A 19,702-nucleotide genomic window follows, 5' to 3' on the forward strand; every position below is an offset into this window, starting at 1 on the left:
ATACGGCAAACTAGCGTCCCCGAGCCGAGGCTCGATTTCGACAGACTCTGTATGACCCGTTCCCCGTTTCGCCGCCTTGTCTTCGGTACCTTGCGCCGCTTGCTCTATCTGTGGGTGCGCTCGGAAACCATCAACCAATCCGCCTTTACCCTCAAGCTCGACCGCAGCAAGCCCGTGCTCTACGTGTTGCAGCAGCCGTCGCTGAGCGACCTGGCGGTAGTCGACAGGGAATGCACCAAGGCCGGCCTGCCGCGCCCCGTGGTGCCGGTGGCCGTCGGCGACCTGATCGAGCCAGCCGCGTTTTTCTACCTCAACCCGGAACCGGGCTGGCTGGGTACGCCGAGCAAACCCGGCACCTCGCCCACCCTGGTGCGCCTGGTAGGCGCGCTCAATCAGCACGCCGTGGAAGATGCGCAGATCGTGCCGGTGAGTGTGTTCTGGGGCCAATCGCCCGACCGCGAAACCAGCCCGTGGAAGTTGCTGTTTGCCGACAGCTGGGCCGTTACTGGCCGCCTGCGTCGGCTGGTCAGCATTCTGATTCTGGGGCGCAAAACCCGCGTGCAATTCTCCGCCCCCATTCACCTGCGCGAGCTGGTGGCGCAGGACAAAGGCCATGAGCGCACCCTGCGTATGGTGCAGCGCATTTTGCGGGTGCACTTTCGTAACCAGAAATCCGCCGTCATCGGCCCGGACGTCTCGCACCGCCGCAACCTGGTCAAAGGCCTGGTGCATGGTCCGCTGGTGCGTCAGGCGATTGCCGAGGAAGTGGAACGCGAGAAAATCTCCCCCGAGAAAGCCGAAGCCCTGGCCCTGCGCTACGGCAACGAAATCGCCTCGGACTACACCTATACCGCCATCCGCTTCCTCGAACTGGTGCTCAGCTGGTTCTGGAACAAGATTTACGACGGCATCAAGGTCAACCATATCGAAGGTGTGCAAGACGTTGCCCAGGGCCATGAGGTGATTTATGTGCCCTGCCACCGCAGCCATATCGACTACCTGCTGCTGTCTTACCTGCTGTTCCGTAACGGCCTGACACCGCCGCATATCGCCGCCGGCATCAACCTGAACATGCCGGTGATCGGTGGTCTGCTGCGCCGTGGCGGCGCCTTCTTTATGCGCCGCACGTTCAAGGGCAATCCGCTGTACACCGCCGTGTTCAACGAATACCTGCACACCCTGTTCAGCAAAGGCTTCCCGGTGGAGTACTTCGTTGAAGGCGGGCGTTCGCGTACCGGGCGCATGCTGCAACCCAAAACCGGGATGCTGGCCATTACCCTGCGCAGCTTCCTGCGCTCCAACCGCCTGCCGGTGGTGTTCGTGCCGGTGTACATCGGTTACGAGCGCGTGCTGGAGGGCCGCACCTACCTCGGCGAGTTGCGTGGGGCGAGCAAGAAGAAAGAGTCGATCTTCGATATTTTCAAAGTCATTGGCGCGCTCAAGCAGCGCTTTGGCAGCGTGTGGGTGAACTTCGGCGAGCCGATCAAGCTGGCCGAGTTTCTCGATAATGACCAGCCCGGCTGGCGCGAACAGGACCTGGGCCCGCAATACCGCCCAACCTGGTTGAGCGATACCACCCATCGTCTGTCCGAGCGCGTGGCCCAGCACCTCAACGAAGCCGCCGCGGTAAACCCGGTGAACCTGGTGGCGCTGGCGTTGCTGTCCACCAGCAAACTGGCCCTGGACGAACGCGCCCTCACCCGCGTGCTCGACCTGTACCTGACCTTGCTGCGCAAAGTGCCCTACTCGCCCCATACCACGCTGCCCGAAGGCGATGGCCAGACGCTGATCGAGTACGTGCAAGGCATGAAGCTGCTCGCCGAGCAGAAAGATGCACTGGGCAAGATTCTCTATCTGGATGAGCAGAACGCCGTCCTGATGACCTACTACCGCAACAACGTGCTGCATATCTTCGCCCTGCCGGCGCTGCTGGCGAGCTTCTTCCAGAGCAGCGCACGCATGAGCCGCGAGCAGATTCTGCGCTACACCCGTGCGCTGTATCCGTACTTGCAGTCGGAGCTGTTTATCCGCTGGAGCCTGGAAGAGCTGGACGCGGTGGTGGACCAGTGGCTGGCAGCGTTTGTGGAGCAGGGCCTGCTGAAGTTCGAAACCGACGTGTACGTACGCCCGGCGCCAAGCTCGCGCAACTTTGTACTGCTGACCCTGCTGTCGCGCGCCATTGCCCAGACGTTGCAGCGCTTCTATATGGCCACCGCACTGCTGCTCAATGCCGGCCAGAACGCCATCAGCGCCGAAGAGCTGGAAGACCTGTGTACGGTGATGGCCCAGCGCCTGTCGATTCTCCACGGCCTCAACGCCCCGGAGTTTTTCGACAAGAGCCTGTTCCGTCACTTTATCCAGACCCTGCTGGACCAGGGCGTACTGCGCCAGGATACGGCCGGCAAACTCAGCCACCACCCGTTGCTCAACGAACTGGCCGAAGGCGCCGCCAAGCGCGTGCTGCCAGCGGAGATTCGCCTGTCTATTCGCCAGGTGGCGATGGACCGCAGCGAAGATGTAGCGGACGGGCTGTAACCGCCAGGCCGCGGCAATAAAAAAGGGAGCACCGTGTGCTCCCTTTTTTATTGCAGCTTTTCACGACCTAGAGCGAATATCCGCGCCGCGGATATCCGCCGCCTCGATAGCGATCAGGCCTTGAACACCTGCGCCAAGTGCTGCTCATACCGCGCGATATCGCCTTCGATGTTCGGGCGCTTCATCACGTCCACACTCAGGAAGGTCGGCAGGCCGGTCATGCCCAGGAACTGGTTGGCCTTGTGGAACGGGAAGTACACCGCGTCCACGCCCTTGGCTTCAAAAAAGTCGGTGGGGTCGTCGAAGGCTTGCTGCGGGGCGTTCCAGGTGGCGGAAATCATGTACTGCTTGCCGTGCAGCAAACCGCCGCTGCCGTATTTCTGCGAAGCGTCGGAGCGGGTGCGGCCGTCGTTGGCGTACAGGCTGCCGTGACCTTCGGTGAACACTTCATCGATGTATTTTTTCACCGTCCAGGGCGCGCCCATCCACCAGCCTGGCATTTGCCAGATGATCACGTCGGCCCAGAGGAATTTCTGCACTTCTTCTGCAACGTCGTAACCGCCGTCGATAAAGGTTTCACGCACATCAAAACCTGAGCGGTCGAGGTAGCTGAGCGCGGCGTCGTGCAGGGTCTGATTGTAGCGGCCGTCGGAGTGAGCGAACTGTTTGCCGCCATTGAGCAGAAGAATCTTTTTCACGGAATTTACCTCGGTGAGTCGCTGAATGGCCGGCAGATTAACGGCCTCACGCGAGGAGAAACACCCAGCGCCGCGCAAATCATATTTGCTCCAAAAGCATGAATACCCCTTCAACTCCCTGATTAAAATGCAGCAATCCACCTTAATCAGGAGCCCTTTCATGAGCGACCAACCCTACGGCTTTATCCTTCACGCCCACACCAAGCCGGAAAAAGCCGAAGCGTTTCAGGCGTTGTTCAGCGCCTACGTGGAGCCCAGCCGCGCCGAGCCAGGCTGCATCGAGTACCACATGCTGCGGGACCAGCAAGACCCCACGCTGTTTATCTTCTACGAGATCTGGGCCAGCAAGGCGCACCTCGATGTGCACTCGGCATTGCCCCATATGCAGCGCTTTGCCGAGCAGCGTATGGACTACCTGACCCGTGACTTCGATATCCGCCTTATCGACATGCTCAGCCCCTCCTCGGCCAACCGTTGAGCCGCACGCTGCAAAAACACTTGAAACCCTCGCCGCCGGGCGCGTCTAAACCTGTAATCCGGTCGCAAGACCGACCCGCGCGAGGATCTGAGAATGAGCACGCACCTGATCAAACTCTTCACCCAGCCGGAACGGGTCTGGACTGATATCCGCAAGGAAGAAGAGGAAAAACCCCGCAATTACTGGCCCCACCTGATTTTTCTCGGGCTTATCCCGCCTTTTGCTCTGTTTATAGGCACCACCCAGGTGGGCTGGAGCCTGGCGGAGAACGAAACCGTACGCCTGACCGCCGATAGCGCGCTGGCGCTAAGCGCCATGATTTACGGCGCCATCCTGCTCGGCACAGCACTTATGGGTGTGTTTATTCGCTGGATGTCCCGCACGTTCGACGCTCGCCCAACCCTTAATCAATGCATTGGCTTTGCGGCCTACACCGCTTCGCCCTTGTTCGTGGCCGGGCTGGCAGGGCTTTACCCCAGTCGCTGGCTAGCAGTGGCGGTACTGCTTGCCGCCTGCGCCTACTCGACCTTTTTGCTGTACGTCGGCCTGCCGACCTTTATGCGGACCAAAACAGAGCAAGGCTTTCTGTTTTCCTCCAGCGTGTGGGGCGTGTCGGTACTGACCCTGGTTACCGTGCTGGTATCGGCCATTCTCTATTGGTACTTCTACCTGCCGCCGGAATACCTGCGCGGCCCGCTTGGCCAATAGCGAGGTTGCAGCGGCTGTGCCGTAACGGGTTTGCCTGAACGGTACAGTCCGCTAAGCTCGGGCCATTGTCCCCAACAGGAATGTGCCCATGCTTCGCTCCACTGCCTCTCTCGCCACCCTGCTCGCTGGTCTGGCGTTGTCTGCCCAGGTGTTCGCCCTGTCCATCAGCGACCTCTCGCAAACCGACGCCAGCGGCGGCCTGAAAGATGCCCTGACCCAAGGCGCGCAAATTGCCGTGAAGCAACTGGGTACGCCCGGCGGCTTCAGCAACAACAAAGACGTGCGTATCGAATTGCCCGGCAACCTCGGCAAAGCTGCCAAGGCCATGAAGATGATGGGCATGGGGGCGCAGGTTGATCAGTTGGAAACCAGCATGAACAAGGCGGCCGAGGCCGCCGTGCCGCAAGCCCAGGCGCTGCTGGTAGATGCCGTGAAGAAAATGACCGTGTCGGACGCTAAAAGCATTCTGGCTGGCAAGAATGACGCCGCTACCCAATACCTGAACAAAACCAGCCGCGAACAAATCCGCGCCAAATTCCTGCCGATCGTCAAACAGGCCACCGACCAGGTCGGCCTGGCCAAGCAATACAACACCTTCGCCGGCCAGGCTGCGAGCTTTGGCGCCGTGGATGCCAAGAGCGCCAATATCGAAAACTACGTGACCGAAAAGGCGCTCGACGGCTTGTTCGAGATGATCGCCAAACAGGAAGCCAGCATTCGTAAAGACCCGGCCGCCGCGGCGACCAGCCTGGCCAAGAAGGTGTTTGGCGCGCTTTAACCGCACCTCGCTGTTGAAGTGCGGCCGCAACTCGCTGTTGAAGTGCGGCCGCAACTCGGTCGAGGGTTTCGGGGCTAGAGCCAGGCAAGGCGAAAGTCGGCTTTAAAGCGCAGCGTACTCAAGTACGTGAGCATTTAAAGGCGGCTTTCAACGCAGCATGGCCGACGCCCCGGAAGCCGTCTTATTTCACACCTTTTCCTCTTTCTTCACTCTGAACCACGCCGCATACAGCGCCGGCAGGAATAACAGCGTCAACGCGGTCGCCACGATCAACCCGCCCATGATCGCCACCGCCATCGGCCCGAAGAAGGTACTGCGCGACAGCGGAATCATCGCCAGCACCGCCGCCAAGGCCGTTAGCACAATCGGCCGGAAGCGGCGAACCGTGGCATCGATGATCGCGTGCCAGCGGTCATGCCCGGCGCTGATGTCTTGCTCGATCTGGTCCACCAGAATCACCGAGTTGCGCATGATCATGCCCGACAAGGCGATGGTGCCCAGCATGGCCACAAAGCCAAACGGCTGGTTAAACACCAGGAGGAACAGCGTCACGCCAATAAGACCCAAGGGTGCTGTGAGAAACACCATGGCCGAGCGCGAGAAGCTTTTCAGCTGCAGCATCAGCAGGCCCAGCACCACCACGATAAACAGCGGAATACCGGCGTTTACCGAGTTCTGGCCCTTGGCCGAGTCTTCCACCGTGCCGCCTACGCCCAGCAGGTAGCCATCGGGCAACTTGGCACGCACGCCGTCCAGGGTCGGCAGGATCTGTTTGACGATACTTGCCGGCTGTTCCTTACCGTAGATATCGGCGCGCACGGTAACCGTGGGCAAGCGATCGCGGTGCCAGATAATGCCTTCCTCGAACCCGTACTTGAGCGTAGCAATCTGCGACAGCGCGACGCTTTTGCCATTGTCGGTAGGCACCGACAGGCTTGGCAGCAACGCCAGCTGTTGGCGCTCGCGCACGGTGCCGCGCAGCAGAATTTCGATCAACTCGTTGTCTTCCCGGTACTGGCTGACGGTGTTACCCGACAGTGCGCTTTGCAGGAAAGTCGACAGGCTGGCACTGGTCACGCCAAGGGCGCGGGCGCGCTCCTGATCGATGCTCAGGTACACCACCTTGCTCGGTTCTTCCCAGTCCAGGTGCACGTTGGTGACGTGGGGGTTTTCGCGCACGCGGTCGGCCACTTCGCGGGCCAGGGTGCGGACTTCGTCGATATGCTCGCCAGACACGCGGAACTGCACCGGGTAACCCACAGGCGGGCCGTTTTCCAGGCGGGTGATGCGCGTACGCAGGGTCGGGAACTCGCTCGCCAGGGTTTCGATCAGCCATTTGCGCACAGCTTCGCGGTCTTCGATGGTCTTATTCAGCACCACAAACTGGGCAAAGCTGGCGGCCGGCAATTGCTGGTCCAGCGGCAGGTAGAAACGCGGCGAACCGGTGCCCACGTAGGCTACATAGTTGTCGATGCCGGGGTGATCCTTGAGCAGCGCTTCGAGGTGACGAACCTGCTCTTCGGTGGCCTTCAACGAGGCGCCTTCGCTCAGCTTCAGATCGACCATCAACTCCAGCCGCCCGGAGGACGGGAAGAACTGCTGCGGCACGAACTTGAACATGAAGATGGAGCCGGCGAACAAGGCGATGGTCAGCACGATCACGGTTTTACGATGGCCCACGCACCACTCGATGGCCCCGCGAACGCGCAGGTAGAACGGTGTGGCGTACGGGTCGTGACCTTTGTCGCTGCCGCCGTGTTTGGCGGCGTGCAATTTGGCCAGGTCCGGCAGCAGTTTTTCGCCGATATAAGGCACGAAGATAACGGCGGCAATCCACGACACCAGCAGGGCAATGGCCACCACCTGAAAGATGGAGCGCGTGTATTCGCCGGTGCCCGACTGCGCGGTGGCAATCGGCAGAAAGCCGGCGGCGGTGATCAAGGTGCCGGTGAGCATCGGGAACGCCGTGCTCGTCCAGGCGAAGCTCGCGGCTTTGAACCGTGAGTAACCCTGCTCCATCTTGATCGCCATCATCTCGATGGCAATGATCGCATCGTCCACCAAAAGCCCAAGCGCCAGCACCAGGGCGCCGAGGGAAATCTTGTGCAGGCCGATGCCGAAGTAGTACATGGCGGTAAACGTCATCGCCAGCACCAGCGGAATCACCAGCGCCACCACCAGGCCAATGCGCAGGCCCAGCGAGAAGAAGCACACCAGCATCACGATGGCCAAGGCTTCCACCAGCACCTGCACAAACTCGCCCACACCGGTTTTAACCGCGGCCGGCTGGTCACTTACTTTGCTCAGCTGCATGCCGGCCGGCAGCGATTGCTGCATGCGCGCAAATTCTTTTTCCAGCGCCGTACCCAGCACCAGAATGTCGCCGCCCGGTTTCATGGACACAGTGAGGCCGATGGCGTCCTGCCCCATAAAACGCATGCGCGGTGCGGGTGGGTCGCTGAAGCCCCGGTGCACCTCGGCGACGTCGGAAATACGGAAGGTGCGGTCACCAACCCGAATCGGGAACGCCTTGATCTCATCCACCGATTCAAAGCGGCCCGTCACCCGCAACTGGATACGGTCGCTGGGCGTCTCGAAAAACCCCGAAGCGGCCACGGTGTTCTGGTCTTCCAAGGCTTTTTGCACCGCCGCCAGCGGCAGGCCGAGGGTAGCGGCCTTGACGTTGGAAAGCTCAATCCAGATTTTTTCGTCCTGCAAGCCCAGCAGGTCGACCTTGCCCACATCTTTTACCCGCTGAAGTTGCAGCTGGATGCGGTCGGCGTAGTCCTTGAGGGTGGCGTAGTCGAAACCCTCGCCGGTCAAGGCGTAGATGTTGCCGTAGGTAGTGCCGAATTCGTCGTTGAAGAATGGCCCCTGAATGCCCTGCGGCAGGGTGTAACGAATGTCGCTGACCTTCTTGCGGATCTGGTACCAGAGCTCGGGAATTTCGCGGGAGTTCATCGAGTCGCGGGCAAGAAAGGTCACCTGCGATTCGCCGGGACGCGAGAACGAAATGATCTTCTCGAACTCGCCGGTCTCCATCAGTTTTTTCTCGATGCGCTCGGTGATCTGCCGCGACACTTCCTCGGCGCTGGCGCCCGGCCAGTTAGTGCGGACCACCATGGCCTTGAAGGTAAAGGGCGGGTCTTCGCTCTGCCCCAGCTTGGTGTAGGAAATCGCGCCGACAATCGCCAGCAGCAACATCAGAAACAGCACGATCTGCCGATTGCGCAGCGCCCATTCGGATAGGTTGAAGCTCATCCGTGCTTACTCCTGCGCTGCCAGTTTGACCGAGCGATTGGCGTGGTCCACGGGCCGAACTTGCTGGCCCTCACGCAGTACTTGAACACCGGCGGCAACCACCCAATCGCTGGCTTTGAGGCCTTCGAGCACCGGCACCTGGTCTTCGCCGTAAGGCCCGACTTTCACTTCGCGGCGCGTTAACTTGGAGCTTTGCGGGTCGACCACCCACACGAACGGCCTACCGCCTTCGGCGCTCAGTGCGGATAGCGGCACGGCCAACGGCACTTCACCGGCAACGGGCACAAACACGCGCGCACTCTGGCCCAGGTCGGCCGGCACTTTGTCGGCGGTAAAGGAAACGCGGGCGGCATAGGTGCGCGATTGCGGGTCGGCGGCGGGCGACAACTCGCGAATGCGCGCGGGGAAACGTTTGTCCGGGCGCGACCACAGCTCGACGAACACGTCCTGGCCAATCTTGAAACGCTCGATGCTGTGCTCCGGCAGGCTGATCACCACTTCGCGTTCGCCATCAGCGGCCACGCTGAACACGGTCTGCCCGGCGGAAACCACATTGCCCACCTCCACCAGACGGCGCGAGATAACGCCGGACTGGGTGGCGCGCAGCACGGAATAGCCGGCCTGGTTGCTGGACACATCAAATTCGGCCTTGGCCTGTTTTACCCGCGCTTCACCGGCGCGGTAGAGGTTTTCGGCGTTGTCGTACTGCGAGCGGCTGGCCATCTGCCGGTCGAACAGGGTTTTGTACCGATCACGTTCGCTGCGCACCAATTGCAGGTTGGCGGTGGCGGCGGCCACCTGGGCGCGTTGGGCTTCGAGTTGCAGCTGCACGTCCTGCGGGTCGAGCTCGGCCAGCGGCTGGTCCTTTTTCACCCGCTCGCCGACTTCCACCAGGCGCTTGCTGACCTTGCCGCCGATGCGGAACGCCAGGTCCTGCTCCAGACGGGCGCGCACTTCACCGGGGTAGGTATCGGCCAATTCGCCCGCCGGTTGCGGCTGCACCACCAGGGCTGGACGTGGGAGAACCTTCACCTCTTCAGGCGCGCCACAGGCGGCGAGCAGGAAAACAAGGGACGCAGGTAAGGCGAGTGGCAGGACATGGCGGAACATGATGTATGACCTTTCGCGAATTAAGGCTTTGAATAATTGTACTGGCGGGTATAGTAAAAATAGCAAACTCGCCAGTCCAGTAATAAAACGCGAAATGTCTGACAAACTATTACCGCCTAGCGGACCGGGTCGCCCGAAAGACCTTACAAAGCGCGCAGCGATCCTCGATGCCGCGAAGAACCTGTTTCTGCGCCTGGGTTACGACGGCTGCAGCATGGATGCCATTGCCGCCGAGGCCGGGGTGTCGAAGCTCACCGTCTACAGCCACTTCACCGACAAGGAGACGCTGTTCTCCATGGCCGTGCGCGCCAAGTGTGAAGAGCAGATGCCGCTGGTGATTTTCGAGCTGCTGGAAACTGCGCCGATTGAAACCGTGCTGCTTAACATCGCCCAGGCGTTCCATTGCCTGGTGAGCAGCCGTGAATCGATCGAATTGCACCGGGTGATGATTGCCCTGGGCGCATCCGACCCCAAGCTTGCCAAGCTCTTTTACGAGTCGGGCCCGCAGGTGGTGCACGAGGAGATGAGCGACCTGCTCCGCAGGGCCGACCAGTTGGGCAAGCTGGAGATTGCCAATCCGGAACTGGCGGCGGAGCACTTTCTTTGCCTGCTCAAAGGCGGCATCAACTTCCGTTTGCTGATCGGCTGCAACGGCGAAGACGAAACCACGTCCAGCGCCGAACAGATTGCCGATGCGGTGCAGATGTTTGTGCGGGCGTATTTGCCGAGATAGGTGTTGCGGCGGAAACCCGCGTGGCGGTATCCGCCGATTCAGGCCTTTAACGCTTTCTTCGGATAAATATCGTAGCGGCTGGATTTGCCGTCCAGCGCATAGCTGGGCTTGGCGCCGGCAATGATCGGCGCCTTGCGTGGGCGCTTGACCACTACCCGGTGCGTGGCCAACGCCAGTGCCGCCTCCAGCAAGGCCGGGGCGTCGAGGTCATCGCCCACCAGTGGGCGGAACAGGCGCATTTCCTTTTTCACCAACGCGCTCTTGTCGCGGTGCGGAAACATCGGGTCCAGGTAGATCACCTGCGGCGCCTCGCCTTCCCAGGCCTGCATCAACTCGATGGCATTGCCCACCAGTAAGCGCATCTGGCGAACGATGGGGCCGACGTCTTCGTCGTCTTTGGCACGACTCAACCCGTCTTCGAGCAACGCTGCAATCAGCGGCTGGCGTTCGATCATGGCGGTCTGGCAACCGAGGCTGGCCAGCACGAATGCGTCGCGCCCCAGCCCTGCCGTGGCATCCAGCACGTAAGGGCGCACGCCCGGTTGTACGCCGACGGCTTTGGCAATCATCTGCCCGGTGCCGCCACCGAACAGGCGCCGATGGGCCACCGCCCCTTCGACAAAATCCACCCGCACCGGGCCCGGCGCCTGGGGGCCCAGATCGGTCAGTTGCAGGCCGTCATCGCCCAGTTGCAAGGCAAAGTCCGCCTCGCCTTCGAGCGGCAACCCCAAACGCGCCGCCCACTTCGCAGCGGCCTCGGTGTAGACCGGCGCCAAGGCTTCGGCACGTACGACAACGCTTGGGATGTGATCACTCATGGGAAAAGCAACTCGGACAAATCAGGGGCGGCATTCTGCCAGAGCCTAGCGACAGAGGCTAAACATGCCCATGTCGAGGTGAAAATGGTCGTGGTGAGCAGCGTTGTATTCCGGGCTGAGCGTGACCTTGAACGACTGGCAGGCTGCATCCCGTGCCAGGCGCAAAAACCGCGCATCGTCGCCCGTGCCATTCCAGTCCCGGGCCACCGTAATGCGGCGGCCATCGGCCAGACGAAAGCCAGCGATATCCAATGCATTGGCGCTGGCATGCTGACTGCGCCGCGAACTGCTGCCGATATTACGGCAGGCAAAACTGCCCAGATGGTCGATACGCGTAACCTTCTGGCCAAACACCGCTTCGGCCGCCGGCTGCAACCCGTGGCGCTCATACATCGCAAAGCCCACCGCCAGCGGGCAGGTGGCGATAAAGCTGCTGCTGAAAGCGACCACCGAGCCCTGTACGCGCACCACATTGTTGAGCGGGCAATTGGCGGTGGCGGCGTTATCGGCCAGCGGCAAAAACCGCACCGGAGAGGTGGCCAAGGCTTGCGCACACAGCTCACGGTTCTGCCCCAGCCGCATCATCTTCCACGGCGTCAGCATATTCGGCTCCAGGCGCACATCCAGCGGTGCCCAGGGGTTCCACTGCGGCGGCACTTGCCACCAGCCGCGCCACACGGCAAAGGGCGCAGCGCCTATTACCACCACGACCAGCAGAAATTTAGGCAGCCCGCGCACCGTCAGCCCTTGAACAGATCGTTCAGGTGCTGGAACGGCAGCGCGCGTTCGGCGTAGGTGAAGCGGCCGTTTTGCTGAATATCCTGCGCGGCGCGCAAGAACTCGCCGTAGGCCGCACGAGCCAGGGAAGAGCCGACACTGATGCGCTTGACGCCCAGGTCCTGTAACTGCGCCACCGTGAGGGTGACGCCCGACAAGCCCATCAGCACATTCACAGGTTTCGGCGCCACGGCGCGCACCACCGCTTCAATCTCGGCGACCGAGCGCAGCCCCGGCGCGAACAACACGTCGGCGCCCGCTTCGGCAAACGCCTGCAGACGGCGGATGGTGTCGGCCAGGTCGTCGCGACCGTTGAGCAGGTTTTCGGCGCGGGCGGTCAGGGTGAAGAGGAAGTCCAGGCTGCGGGCGACTTCAACCGCCGCTTGCACCCGTTCCACCGCCAGTTGGAAATCGTAGATCGGCGCGTCGGCACGGCCGCTGGCATCTTCAATGGAGCCGCCCACCAGGCCAATCGCCGCCGCGCGCTTGATGCAGGCGGCGCACCCTTGCGGATCATCGGCAAAACCGTTCTCCAAGTCGCCGGCGACCGGCAAGTCGGTGGCGGCGACGATGGCCTGGGCGTTGGCCAGGTTTTCTTCAAGGGAAATCGCGCCTTCAGCGTCTGGCCGTCCGAGGGCGAAGGCCAGGCCGGCGCTGGTGGTGGCCAGGGCTTTGTAACCTAAGCTGGCGAGCATTTTTGCCGAGCCGGCATCCCACGGATTAGGGAAGACGAATGCGCCGTCGGCGGCATGTAATTGCTGGAAGGTGTGAGCGCGAGCCAATTGCGACGACATGGATAGCTTCCTGCTGGGTGAAGAACGCCAACCTACAACAGACCGAGTTGCTGCGCAGCCGGTTCGACCTCTAATTCAGTCAACGCCGGCAACCCAGGCAACAACGCCATCAACTGCTGATGAAAACGCCGCGCCAGTTGGGCGGCCAGGATGTTGTCCGGCGTGTGCAAAAACACATACGGCGTGCGGCCCTCTTCAATCCAGCCCGCAACCTTGTGCAGCCAGGGCTGCATAAACGGGTCGTTGGCGGCCAGCTCCGGGTGGCCTATAAACCGCAGTTGCGGGAATTGGGTAAAGGCCGCCGGGCGCGTAGGCAGGCGTGGCTTTTTGGCTTGCGCGTGCAGCACCGCAGGGTCGGTGGACACACAACTGAACAGTGCCCGTGAATCCAGGCACAGGCGCTCCACCTCGTGGCCCAGCAGCAAACGATTGAGCGCCCGCTCCTCGTCACCCTTGGCGAAAAACGCCGGATGGCGTACTTCCACGGCCAACGGCACCTTCAGCTCGGCGAGAAAACCCGCCAACTCCGGCAACCGCTGCGGCCCGAAGCTGGCCGGCAATTGCAGCCAGAACGGCGCGACTCGCTCGCCCAAGGGTTTGAGCAAGGTGACGAAGGCCTGAGCGGCGTCGAGCTGGGCGAACAGGTCGCTGGTGTGGCTGATATCGCGCGGCAGCTTGGCGCAAAAACGGAAATGCGCCGGCATCTGCTCGGCCCAACGCTGCACCGTGGCCGCCGAGGGCTGGGCGTAGAAGGTGGTATTGCCTTCCACCGTGTTGAAGACCTGGGTGTAGAGCCCGAGAAAATCGGCGCTGCGGGCGCTATCGGGGTAGAGATCACCGCGCCAGGCGGTTTCGCTCCAGGAGGGGCAGCCGAGGAAATAAGGCAGTACGGGCCGATCGAAATTCGTCAACTCAATGCGGTCCGTAGGGTGTGCTCTGCGCACCGAGCGATGGCCGAGTAAACGCGATGGTGCGCCAAGCACACCCTCCGGTTACGCGTACGTATCCAGACCAAGAACCTGGTTGGCGTCGGTGTCATTCGAGTAGCTGGCGGTGCTGGCATAGCTGGCCAACGCCTGTTGAGCGCGGCTGCTGACACCATTGCGTTGCACGTACACCTCTTGCGAGCGCGCCGGCAGGCTATCACTACTGGCGTTACTGGCTTGTACGCGGCGTTGTTGCGGGGTGCTTTCGATACCTTGGGTGGTCGACGGTGTGGCAGGAACGTCCTGACGGGCCTCTTGCGCGCGCTGAACCTCACGGAAAGGCGTGACCGCGCTCCCCGGCAACGGGGTGCGTTCTGGCGTGTAAGAGGAGGTAAAACCGTCGATGCGCATTACTGCTCAGACTTCTCGTTCAAACGTATCGGAATTGGCCGACATACAATGGCCATTCGCAACTATGGCCAATGTATGTGTCGGGTATGTAACCAGACTGGATACATAAGCGCAATCACCCGTCAGTCGGCTGGCTGACGGGATGCTGAACGGTTAACGGTCAGCCTTTGGCGTGGCCACCTTGTCGCGCAGATAAACCGGCTGCGCCTGGTCGGCCGGCAGCGCCTCGCCACGGGCCCAGGCGAATTGCGCCAGGCTCAGTAGGTCCAGTGCATGCGGCAGCATATTGGGTTCTTGCCCGACCACGTGCACGGGTATGCGCGGCGCAAAGGTGCCCCAACCGGTGCCGGCGCCAAACCAGTCGCCGCTGGCATCGCGTGGCAGGTTGGCTTGCTCCGGCGGCAGCACTGCTTCCAGCCCGGCCAGGCGCATTTCACCCTGCTCGGCGCGGTAGCAACCCCAATAGACTTCATCCATCCGCGCATCGATGGCGCTGGCGACCTGTTGCGCGCCATGTTCACGCAATGCTCGCTGCGCCAGCACGGCAAGGTTGGACACCGGCAGCACCGGGCGATCCAGGGCGAAGGCCAGCCCCTGCACCACGCCGATGGCAATGCGTACGCCGGTGAAAGCGCCCGGCCCGCGCCCGAAGGCAATGCCGTCCACCGATGACAGCGCGATGCCGCCTTCGGCCAGCAGGTCTTTGATCATCGGCAGCAGGCGCTGAGCGTGCAGGCGCGGAATCACTTCGTAGTGGCTCAGCACCTTGCCGTCGTGCAGCAGGGCAACGGAGCAAGCTTCGGTTGCGGTATCCAGGGCCAGCAGAGTGCTCATTGGTCGATCCAGGGCAGAGAAAAACGGGGCGCAGTATAAACGCCAACGGCCCGCAAGCGGGCCGTTGGTTGCAAAGCGGTCGGCACTCAGCTCAGGGCTGCGAGCACCTTGGCGGTAATGTCTTCTACCGAACCCACGCCTTCAATAAAGCTGTACTTGGGCGAGCCTTCGGCAGCCGACAGTTGCTGGTAGAAGTTCACCAGGGGCTTGGTCTGGTCGTGGTAGACCTTCAGGCGGTTGCGCACGGTAGCTTCGGTATCGTCGACGCGCTGAACCAGGTCTTCACCGGTAACGTCGTCTTTGCCTTCCACTTTGGGCGGGCTGTAGATCAGGTGGTACACACGGCCGGAGTCGGCGTGTACACGGCGGCCGGAAATGCGCTGCACGATTTCTTCGTCGTCCACCGAAATTTCCACCACGTTGTCGATTTTCACGCCGGCGTCCTTCAGGGCTTCGGCCTGAGGAATGGTGCGTGGGAAACCGTCGAACAGGAAGCCATTGGCACAATCTGGCTGAGCGATGCGCTCTTTGATCAGGCCGATGATCAGGTCATCGGAAACCAGACCACCGCTATCCATCACACCTTTGACCTGCAGACCCAGCTCGGTGCCTGCCTTGACGGCCGCACGCAGCATGTCGCCGGTGGAGATTTGTGGAATGTTGAATTTCTCGGTGATGAAGCGAGCCTGGGTACCTTTGCCGGCACCGGGCGCTCCCAACAGAATCACGCGCATCTCTGTGCTCCTCAAGATTGAATAGAACTCGTCGGATTCGCCTCGTGGGGCCAATCTCGGTATAGGTCCCGGCAGCATGGAGCGGCCAAAAGGTTGCTCAAGATACACAGCGCACCCGCACCGCACAAGCCACCGAAAGTAGGAGCCAACGGGGCCCTTGGGAGCACCTGGAACGCGCTCCCCAGGCCCTGCGCTTGCCCCTCAACCGGTGTTGCGCAGCCCCGCCGCGATACCGGCCACGCTGACCAGCAACGCTTGCTCCAGAGGGCTATCTGCCTGGCGCTCGGAGTGTCTAGAACGGGCCAGCAGCTCGGCCTGCAGAAGGTGCAGCGGGTCGAGGTAAGTGTTTCGTACAGTGAAGGCCGACAACGTCTGAGGACTATGGGCCAACAGCTGTGACTGCCCGGTCAAAGCCAGCACAGACGTACCAGCCTGCGACAATAGGTCGCGTAAATGCGCACCCAGCGGTCGCAGCTCGTCCGATACCAGGCGTTCGTCGTACAAACCGGCGATGGCGGCGTCGGCCTTGGCCAGCACCATTTCCAGCATATCGATGCGGGTACGGAAGAACGGCCAGTGCTCGCGCATCTGCGCCAGCAGCTCGCCGTCGCCGCGCTCCAGCGCGTTGCCCAAGGCTTTTTCCCAGCCCAGCCAGGCCGGCAGCATCAAGCGGGTTTGCGTCCAGGCGAAAATCCACGGAATGGCGCGCAGACTTTCCACCCCGCCCTCGCGCCGCTTGGCCGGTCGGCTGCCCAACGGCAAGCGCCCCAGTTCCTGTTCCGGCGTGGCCTGGCGGAAGTATTCAACAAACTGCGGGTGCTCACGCACCACCGCGCGGTAACCGGCTACGCCGTCTTCGGCGAGCTTGCCCATCAACTCGCGCCAGGCCGGCTCCGGCACTGGCGGCGGTTGCACCGTGGCTTCAAGCACGGCAGCCAGATAAAGGTTGAGGTTCTGCTCGGCAATATCCGGCAGGCCGAATTTGAAGCGGATCATCTCGCCCTGCTCGGTGGTGCGGAAGCGCCCGGCCACCGACCCCGGCGGCTGCGACAGAATCGCCGCATGCGCCGGACCGCCGCCACGGCCGACGGTGCCACCACGGCCGTGGAACAACAGCAGCTCTACCTGATGCTCGCGGCACACATTCACCAGGGCTTCCTGCGCTCGGTACTGCGCCCAGGCCGCTGCCGTGGTGCCGGCGTCCTTGGCCGAATCGGAATAGCCGATCATCACTTCCTGCGGGCCATGCAACCGCGAACGGTAGCCGGGCAAACCCAGCAGACGATCAATCGCCGCGCCAGCCCCTTCCAGATCCGCCAGGGTTTCAAACAGCGGTACCACCCGGATCGGCCGTTGCAACCCGGCTTCTTTAAGCAGCAGTTGCACCGCCAGCACGTCTGAAGGCGCACCTGCCATGGAAATGACGTAAGAGCCCAACGACGCCTGCGGTGCCTGCGCCACCACCTTGCAGGTGGCGAGCACTTCGGCGGTGTCGGCCGAGGCCTGGTAGTGCGCCGGCAGCAAGGGCCGACGGTTGTTCAGCTCGCGCAGCAAAAACGCCACGCGGGTTTCCTCATCCCAGTCCTGATACTTGCCCAGGCCGAGGAAATCGGTGATTTCACTCATGGCCGAGGCATGGCGGGTGGAGTCCTGGCGCACGTCGAGGCGCACCAGAAACAGGCCAAAGGTGGCGGCATTGCGCAGGCAATCGAGCAACGGACCGTTGGCGATCACGCCCATGCCGCACTCATGCAGCGAGTGGTAGCAGCGCTCCAGCGGTTCCAGCAGTTCGGTGTTGCTGTGCAGCACACCAGCCGACGGTTGCAGGTCGCCATGCAGCGCGGCTTCGGCCCAGGCGCGGGTGGCCTTGAGGCGTTCGCGCAGTTGCTTGAGCAACGCGCGGTATGGCTCGGGGCTGTCGCCGACCACCTCGCGCACTGCGGCATTGGCCTGCTGCATCGATAACTCGCCGGCCAGATTATCCACATCGCGCAGGTACAAGTCGGCGGCCATCCAGCGCGCCAGCAGCAGCACCTCGCGGGTAACCGGCGCAGTGACATTGGGGTTGCCGTCGCGGTCGCCGCCCATCCACGAGGCGAACCGAATGGGAGCCGCCGTCAGTGGCAGGCGCAGGCCGGTGGCGGCATACAGCGCGTCGTCGGCGCCGCGCAGGTACTTGGGCACGGCTTTCCACAGCGAGTGCTCGATCACGGCGAAGCCCCATTTGGCTTCATCCACGGGCGTCGGCCGGGTGCGGCGGATTTCTTCGGTGTGCCAGGCCTCGGCAATCAGCCGATGCAGGCGCTGTTTGACCTGGCTGCGCTCAGCGGGGGACAGGTCGCTGTGGTCCTGAGCGGCCAGTTGCGCGGCGATGGCGTCGTATTTCTGAATCAGGGTGCGGCGCGACACCTCGGTGGGGTGCGCCGTCAGCACCAGCTCGATTTCCAGGCGGCTCAAGTGACGCGCCAGTACTTCGGCCGTGTGACCCTCATTCTTCAGGCGTTCCAGCAGTTGCGGTAGCACCTCGGTTTCAAAGCGCGGTGGCTCCTCGGGGCCCAGGCGGCGCACCTGGTGATACTGCTCGGCGATATTGGCCAAATTAAGAAACTGATTGAAGGCGCGTGCCACGGGCAACAGTTCGTCTTCCTTGAGGCTGTCTAGCGTACTGGTCAGTTGTGCCGCGCCTTTGGCAGATCCCTGACGCGCCGCTTTGGCGCCTTTGCGAATGCGCTCGATCTTGTCGACAAAGCCTTCGCCACGCTGGGCGCCGATGGTTTCCCCCAGCAACTCGCCGAGCAGGTGAACGTCCTCACGCAAACGCGCGTCGATTTGGGCCATTAGTACTTCTCCATTGCCGATCCATACCTTGCGCTTGAGCTTAACCCGCATCGGAAAGTTCGCGCGCGCTGTGTTGGAAAGCGCCATCAAATTTCAAGGTTGCGACGAATGGACCCGCTCGATTGCGCGGCCGTCTAGTCTGAATCAGGTAGGCGCGCCGATTACCGTCGCCCGCGCGCCCCCTAAGCCATAGAGACTCACGAGGAATTTATGAAGATCCGCGAACTTGTTCGCCACTGGGAAAACTTTGCCACCGGCCGCCTTACCCGCAGCCCTTACCATATCCACCTCGACCTGGAAGCCGCCGCACGCCTGGCGGCGCTTGCCGAGATGTACCCCAAGCGCCAGCCCGAAGAACTGCTGGGCGAGTTGATTGGCGCTGCCCTGGAAGAACTGGAAGCCGGCCTGCCCTACGTAAAAGGCGACCATGTGGTGGCCACCGATGAGATGGGCGACCCGCTGTACGAAGATGTGGGGCCCACACCGCGCTTTCTGGAATTGTCGAAAAAGCACCTGCATTTGCTGAGCGAGCAGTTGGACAGCACCAATCATTGACCGCATCCGGCCAGCGAATCGGCAGATATCGCCTTTGGCGATATCCGCCCTACGCCGCCCACGGAGAGCCATTTCCCTTCGCCAACCCTCCCCGCCGTACCACCCGTCGTCAATTATGTTGAACATTCTTTACACCGCTCCGGTCACACCCATAAGCCAGCGCATTTGCCATTAGCCGGCAACGTATAGCCAACGTCGGCTATCAATCGGTAATTAGCATGCATCTGGCAGGCAAGTTGTCTTGAGTGAAGACATCTGTGGAGAGACCCCAATGGAGCGGAATATCATGAAGACAAGCCCTGCTGTCACCCACCCAAAATCATTGCTGGCAGCGCTGGCCCTCGGCGGCACCTTGCTGCTGACCGGCTGCGCCGGCAACCCGCCGACCGAGCAATTCGCCGTGACCAACACAGTGGTCAAGAGCGCCGTGGCCGCAGGCGGCCCGGAGTACGCTCCGGTGCCCATGAAGGCCGCGCAGGACAAACTGGCTGCTGCAGAAAGCCTGCTGCGTGATGACCAGTACGAACAAGCCCGCATGATGGCCGAACAGGCCGAGTGGGATGCCCGTGTAGCCGAACGTACCGCGCTGGCCACCAAGGCCCAGAAAACCCTGCAGGACTCACAACAGGGTGTTCAGCAAATTCGTGAAGAAGGCGCTCGCACGCCAATCATCGTGCAGTAACGCGCTCAGCGCTCAGCCCAGATAAGGACAAT

At 62.0% G+C, this 19,702-nt stretch carries 18 protein-coding genes; 7 read left to right on the forward strand and 11 right to left on the reverse strand.

The window, feature by feature from the left end:
* Window positions 1-51: 51 nt before the first annotated feature.
* A complete protein-coding gene (gene plsB, locus PKE98_RS10515) occupies window positions 52-2,535 on the forward strand; it encodes a glycerol-3-phosphate 1-O-acyltransferase PlsB (protein ID WP_271195245.1) in 2,484 nt (827 codons plus the stop codon).
* 113 nt (window positions 2,536-2,648) lie between these two features.
* Here the strand turns inward: plsB and mdaB are convergent, their stop codons facing one another.
* Window positions 2,649-3,233 (reverse strand): NADPH:quinone oxidoreductase MdaB, encoded by a 585-nt coding sequence (gene mdaB / locus PKE98_RS10520; protein WP_271195246.1) that lies wholly within the window; start codon window positions 3,231-3,233, stop codon window positions 2,649-2,651.
* Window positions 3,234-3,393: 160 nt separating this feature from the next.
* Between mdaB and PKE98_RS10525 the strand changes: the two genes are divergently transcribed.
* The 3 genes from PKE98_RS10525 to PKE98_RS10535 all read left to right on the forward strand — a co-directional run bounded on the left by PKE98_RS10525 (window position 3,394) and on the right by PKE98_RS10535 (window position 5,197).
* Window positions 3,394-3,711: a putative quinol monooxygenase gene (locus PKE98_RS10525; protein ID WP_271195247.1), complete on the forward strand. Its 318-nt coding sequence runs from the start codon at window positions 3,394-3,396 to the stop codon at window positions 3,709-3,711.
* 93 nt (window positions 3,712-3,804) lie between these two features.
* On the forward strand, window positions 3,805-4,419 hold the full coding sequence (locus PKE98_RS10530; protein WP_271195248.1) for a Yip1 family protein: 615 nt from the start codon (window positions 3,805-3,807) through the stop codon (window positions 4,417-4,419).
* Window positions 4,420-4,507: 88 nt separating this feature from the next.
* Window positions 4,508-5,197 carry a DUF4197 domain-containing protein gene (locus PKE98_RS10535; protein WP_271195249.1) on the forward strand — a complete coding sequence of 230 codons (690 nt, stop codon included), beginning with the start codon at window positions 4,508-4,510 and terminating at the stop codon, window positions 5,195-5,197.
* A gap of 186 nt (window positions 5,198-5,383) precedes the next feature.
* Here the strand turns inward: PKE98_RS10535 and PKE98_RS10540 are convergent, their stop codons facing one another.
* Together PKE98_RS10540 and PKE98_RS10545 are read right to left on the reverse strand one after the other, a co-directional pair.
* Window positions 5,384-8,458 (reverse strand): efflux RND transporter permease subunit, encoded by a 3,075-nt coding sequence (locus PKE98_RS10540; RefSeq protein WP_271195250.1) that lies wholly within the window; start codon window positions 8,456-8,458, stop codon window positions 5,384-5,386.
* Between the two features lie 6 nt (window positions 8,459-8,464).
* On the reverse strand, window positions 8,465-9,568 hold the full coding sequence (locus tag PKE98_RS10545) for an efflux RND transporter periplasmic adaptor subunit (RefSeq protein ID WP_271195251.1): 1,104 nt from the start codon (window positions 9,566-9,568) through the stop codon (window positions 8,465-8,467).
* Between the two features lie 94 nt (window positions 9,569-9,662).
* Between PKE98_RS10545 and PKE98_RS10550 the strand changes: the two genes are divergently transcribed.
* Window positions 9,663-10,301 (forward strand): TetR/AcrR family transcriptional regulator, encoded by a 639-nt coding sequence (locus PKE98_RS10550; RefSeq protein WP_271195253.1) that lies wholly within the window; start codon window positions 9,663-9,665, stop codon window positions 10,299-10,301.
* 38 nt (window positions 10,302-10,339) lie between these two features.
* Here the strand turns inward: PKE98_RS10550 and PKE98_RS10555 are convergent, their stop codons facing one another.
* The 8 genes from PKE98_RS10555 to ppc all read right to left on the reverse strand — a co-directional run bounded on the left by PKE98_RS10555 (window position 10,340) and on the right by ppc (window position 18,433).
* The gene (locus tag PKE98_RS10555) at window positions 10,340-11,119 is read right to left on the reverse strand and encodes a class I SAM-dependent methyltransferase (RefSeq protein ID WP_271195254.1); all 780 of its coding nucleotides are present in this window, start codon (window positions 11,117-11,119) and stop codon (window positions 10,340-10,342) included.
* A 45-nt stretch (window positions 11,120-11,164) separates the two neighbouring features.
* Complete coding sequence (locus PKE98_RS10560) at window positions 11,165-11,833, reverse strand: extensin-like domain-containing protein (RefSeq protein ID WP_373877847.1); 669 nt, start codon at window positions 11,831-11,833, stop codon at window positions 11,165-11,167.
* A 26-nt stretch (window positions 11,834-11,859) separates the two neighbouring features.
* Window positions 11,860-12,690, reverse strand: coding sequence for an isocitrate lyase/PEP mutase family protein (locus tag PKE98_RS10565; protein ID WP_271195255.1), 831 nt, complete (start codon window positions 12,688-12,690; stop codon window positions 11,860-11,862).
* Window positions 12,691-12,722: 32 nt separating this feature from the next.
* The gene (locus tag PKE98_RS10570) at window positions 12,723-13,601 is read right to left on the reverse strand and encodes a DUF72 domain-containing protein (RefSeq protein ID WP_271195256.1); all 879 of its coding nucleotides are present in this window, start codon (window positions 13,599-13,601) and stop codon (window positions 12,723-12,725) included.
* 81 nt (window positions 13,602-13,682) lie between these two features.
* Window positions 13,683-14,027, reverse strand: a complete 345-nt coding sequence (locus PKE98_RS10575; protein ID WP_271195257.1) for a hypothetical protein — start codon at window positions 14,025-14,027, stop codon at window positions 13,683-13,685.
* A 153-nt stretch (window positions 14,028-14,180) separates the two neighbouring features.
* Complete coding sequence (tsaB, locus tag PKE98_RS10580; protein WP_271195258.1) at window positions 14,181-14,861, reverse strand: tRNA (adenosine(37)-N6)-threonylcarbamoyltransferase complex dimerization subunit type 1 TsaB; 681 nt, start codon at window positions 14,859-14,861, stop codon at window positions 14,181-14,183.
* An 86-nt stretch (window positions 14,862-14,947) separates the two neighbouring features.
* Window positions 14,948-15,595 carry an adenylate kinase gene (gene adk, locus PKE98_RS10585; RefSeq protein ID WP_271195259.1) on the reverse strand — a complete coding sequence of 216 codons (648 nt, stop codon included), beginning with the start codon at window positions 15,593-15,595 and terminating at the stop codon, window positions 14,948-14,950.
* Window positions 15,596-15,796: 201 nt separating this feature from the next.
* Window positions 15,797-18,433 (reverse strand): phosphoenolpyruvate carboxylase, encoded by a 2,637-nt coding sequence (gene ppc / locus PKE98_RS10590; protein ID WP_271195260.1) that lies wholly within the window; start codon window positions 18,431-18,433, stop codon window positions 15,797-15,799.
* A 210-nt stretch (window positions 18,434-18,643) separates the two neighbouring features.
* Here ppc and PKE98_RS10595 point away from each other — a divergent pair, with 210 nt between their 5' ends.
* Together PKE98_RS10595 and PKE98_RS10600 are read left to right on the forward strand one after the other, a co-directional pair.
* Complete coding sequence (locus tag PKE98_RS10595; RefSeq protein WP_271195261.1) at window positions 18,644-18,988, forward strand: pilin assembly protein; 345 nt, start codon at window positions 18,644-18,646, stop codon at window positions 18,986-18,988.
* 271 nt (window positions 18,989-19,259) lie between these two features.
* The gene (locus PKE98_RS10600; protein WP_271195262.1) at window positions 19,260-19,670 is read left to right on the forward strand and encodes a DUF4398 domain-containing protein; all 411 of its coding nucleotides are present in this window, start codon (window positions 19,260-19,262) and stop codon (window positions 19,668-19,670) included.
* Window positions 19,671-19,702 lie beyond the last annotated feature (32 nt).

Source organism: Pseudomonas turukhanskensis, assembly GCF_027922365.1.
Taxonomy (GTDB): Bacteria; Pseudomonadota; Gammaproteobacteria; order Pseudomonadales; family Pseudomonadaceae; genus Aquipseudomonas; species Aquipseudomonas turukhanskensis.

Excerpts from the sequence above, each read along its gene's own strand:
- plsB (WP_271195245.1), top strand. The coding sequence starts at position 52 with ATGACCCGTTCCCCGTTTCGCCGCCTTGTCTTCGGTACCTTGCGCCGC.
- PKE98_RS10525 (WP_271195247.1), top strand. The coding sequence starts at position 3,394 with ATGAGCGACCAACCCTACGGCTTTATCCTTCACGCCCACACCAAGCCG.
- PKE98_RS10530 (WP_271195248.1), top strand. The coding sequence starts at position 3,805 with ATGAGCACGCACCTGATCAAACTCTTCACCCAGCCGGAACGGGTCTGG.
- PKE98_RS10535 (WP_271195249.1), top strand. The coding sequence starts at position 4,508 with ATGCTTCGCTCCACTGCCTCTCTCGCCACCCTGCTCGCTGGTCTGGCG.
- PKE98_RS10540 (WP_271195250.1), bottom strand. The coding sequence starts at position 8,458 with ATGAGCTTCAACCTATCCGAATGGGCGCTGCGCAATCGGCAGATCGTG.
- PKE98_RS10545 (WP_271195251.1), bottom strand. The coding sequence starts at position 9,568 with ATGTTCCGCCATGTCCTGCCACTCGCCTTACCTGCGTCCCTTGTTTTC.
- PKE98_RS10550 (WP_271195253.1), top strand. The coding sequence starts at position 9,663 with ATGTCTGACAAACTATTACCGCCTAGCGGACCGGGTCGCCCGAAAGAC.
- PKE98_RS10555 (WP_271195254.1), bottom strand. The coding sequence starts at position 11,119 with ATGAGTGATCACATCCCAAGCGTTGTCGTACGTGCCGAAGCCTTGGCG.
- PKE98_RS10565 (WP_271195255.1), bottom strand. The coding sequence starts at position 12,690 with ATGTCGTCGCAATTGGCTCGCGCTCACACCTTCCAGCAATTACATGCC.
- PKE98_RS10575 (WP_271195257.1), bottom strand. The coding sequence starts at position 14,027 with ATGCGCATCGACGGTTTTACCTCCTCTTACACGCCAGAACGCACCCCG.
- tsaB (WP_271195258.1), bottom strand. The coding sequence starts at position 14,861 with ATGAGCACTCTGCTGGCCCTGGATACCGCAACCGAAGCTTGCTCCGTT.
- adk (WP_271195259.1), bottom strand. The coding sequence starts at position 15,595 with ATGCGCGTGATTCTGTTGGGAGCGCCCGGTGCCGGCAAAGGTACCCAG.
- ppc (WP_271195260.1), bottom strand. The coding sequence starts at position 18,433 with ATGGCCCAAATCGACGCGCGTTTGCGTGAGGACGTTCACCTGCTCGGC.
- PKE98_RS10595 (WP_271195261.1), top strand. The coding sequence starts at position 18,644 with ATGAAGATCCGCGAACTTGTTCGCCACTGGGAAAACTTTGCCACCGGC.
- PKE98_RS10600 (WP_271195262.1), top strand. The coding sequence starts at position 19,260 with ATGGAGCGGAATATCATGAAGACAAGCCCTGCTGTCACCCACCCAAAA.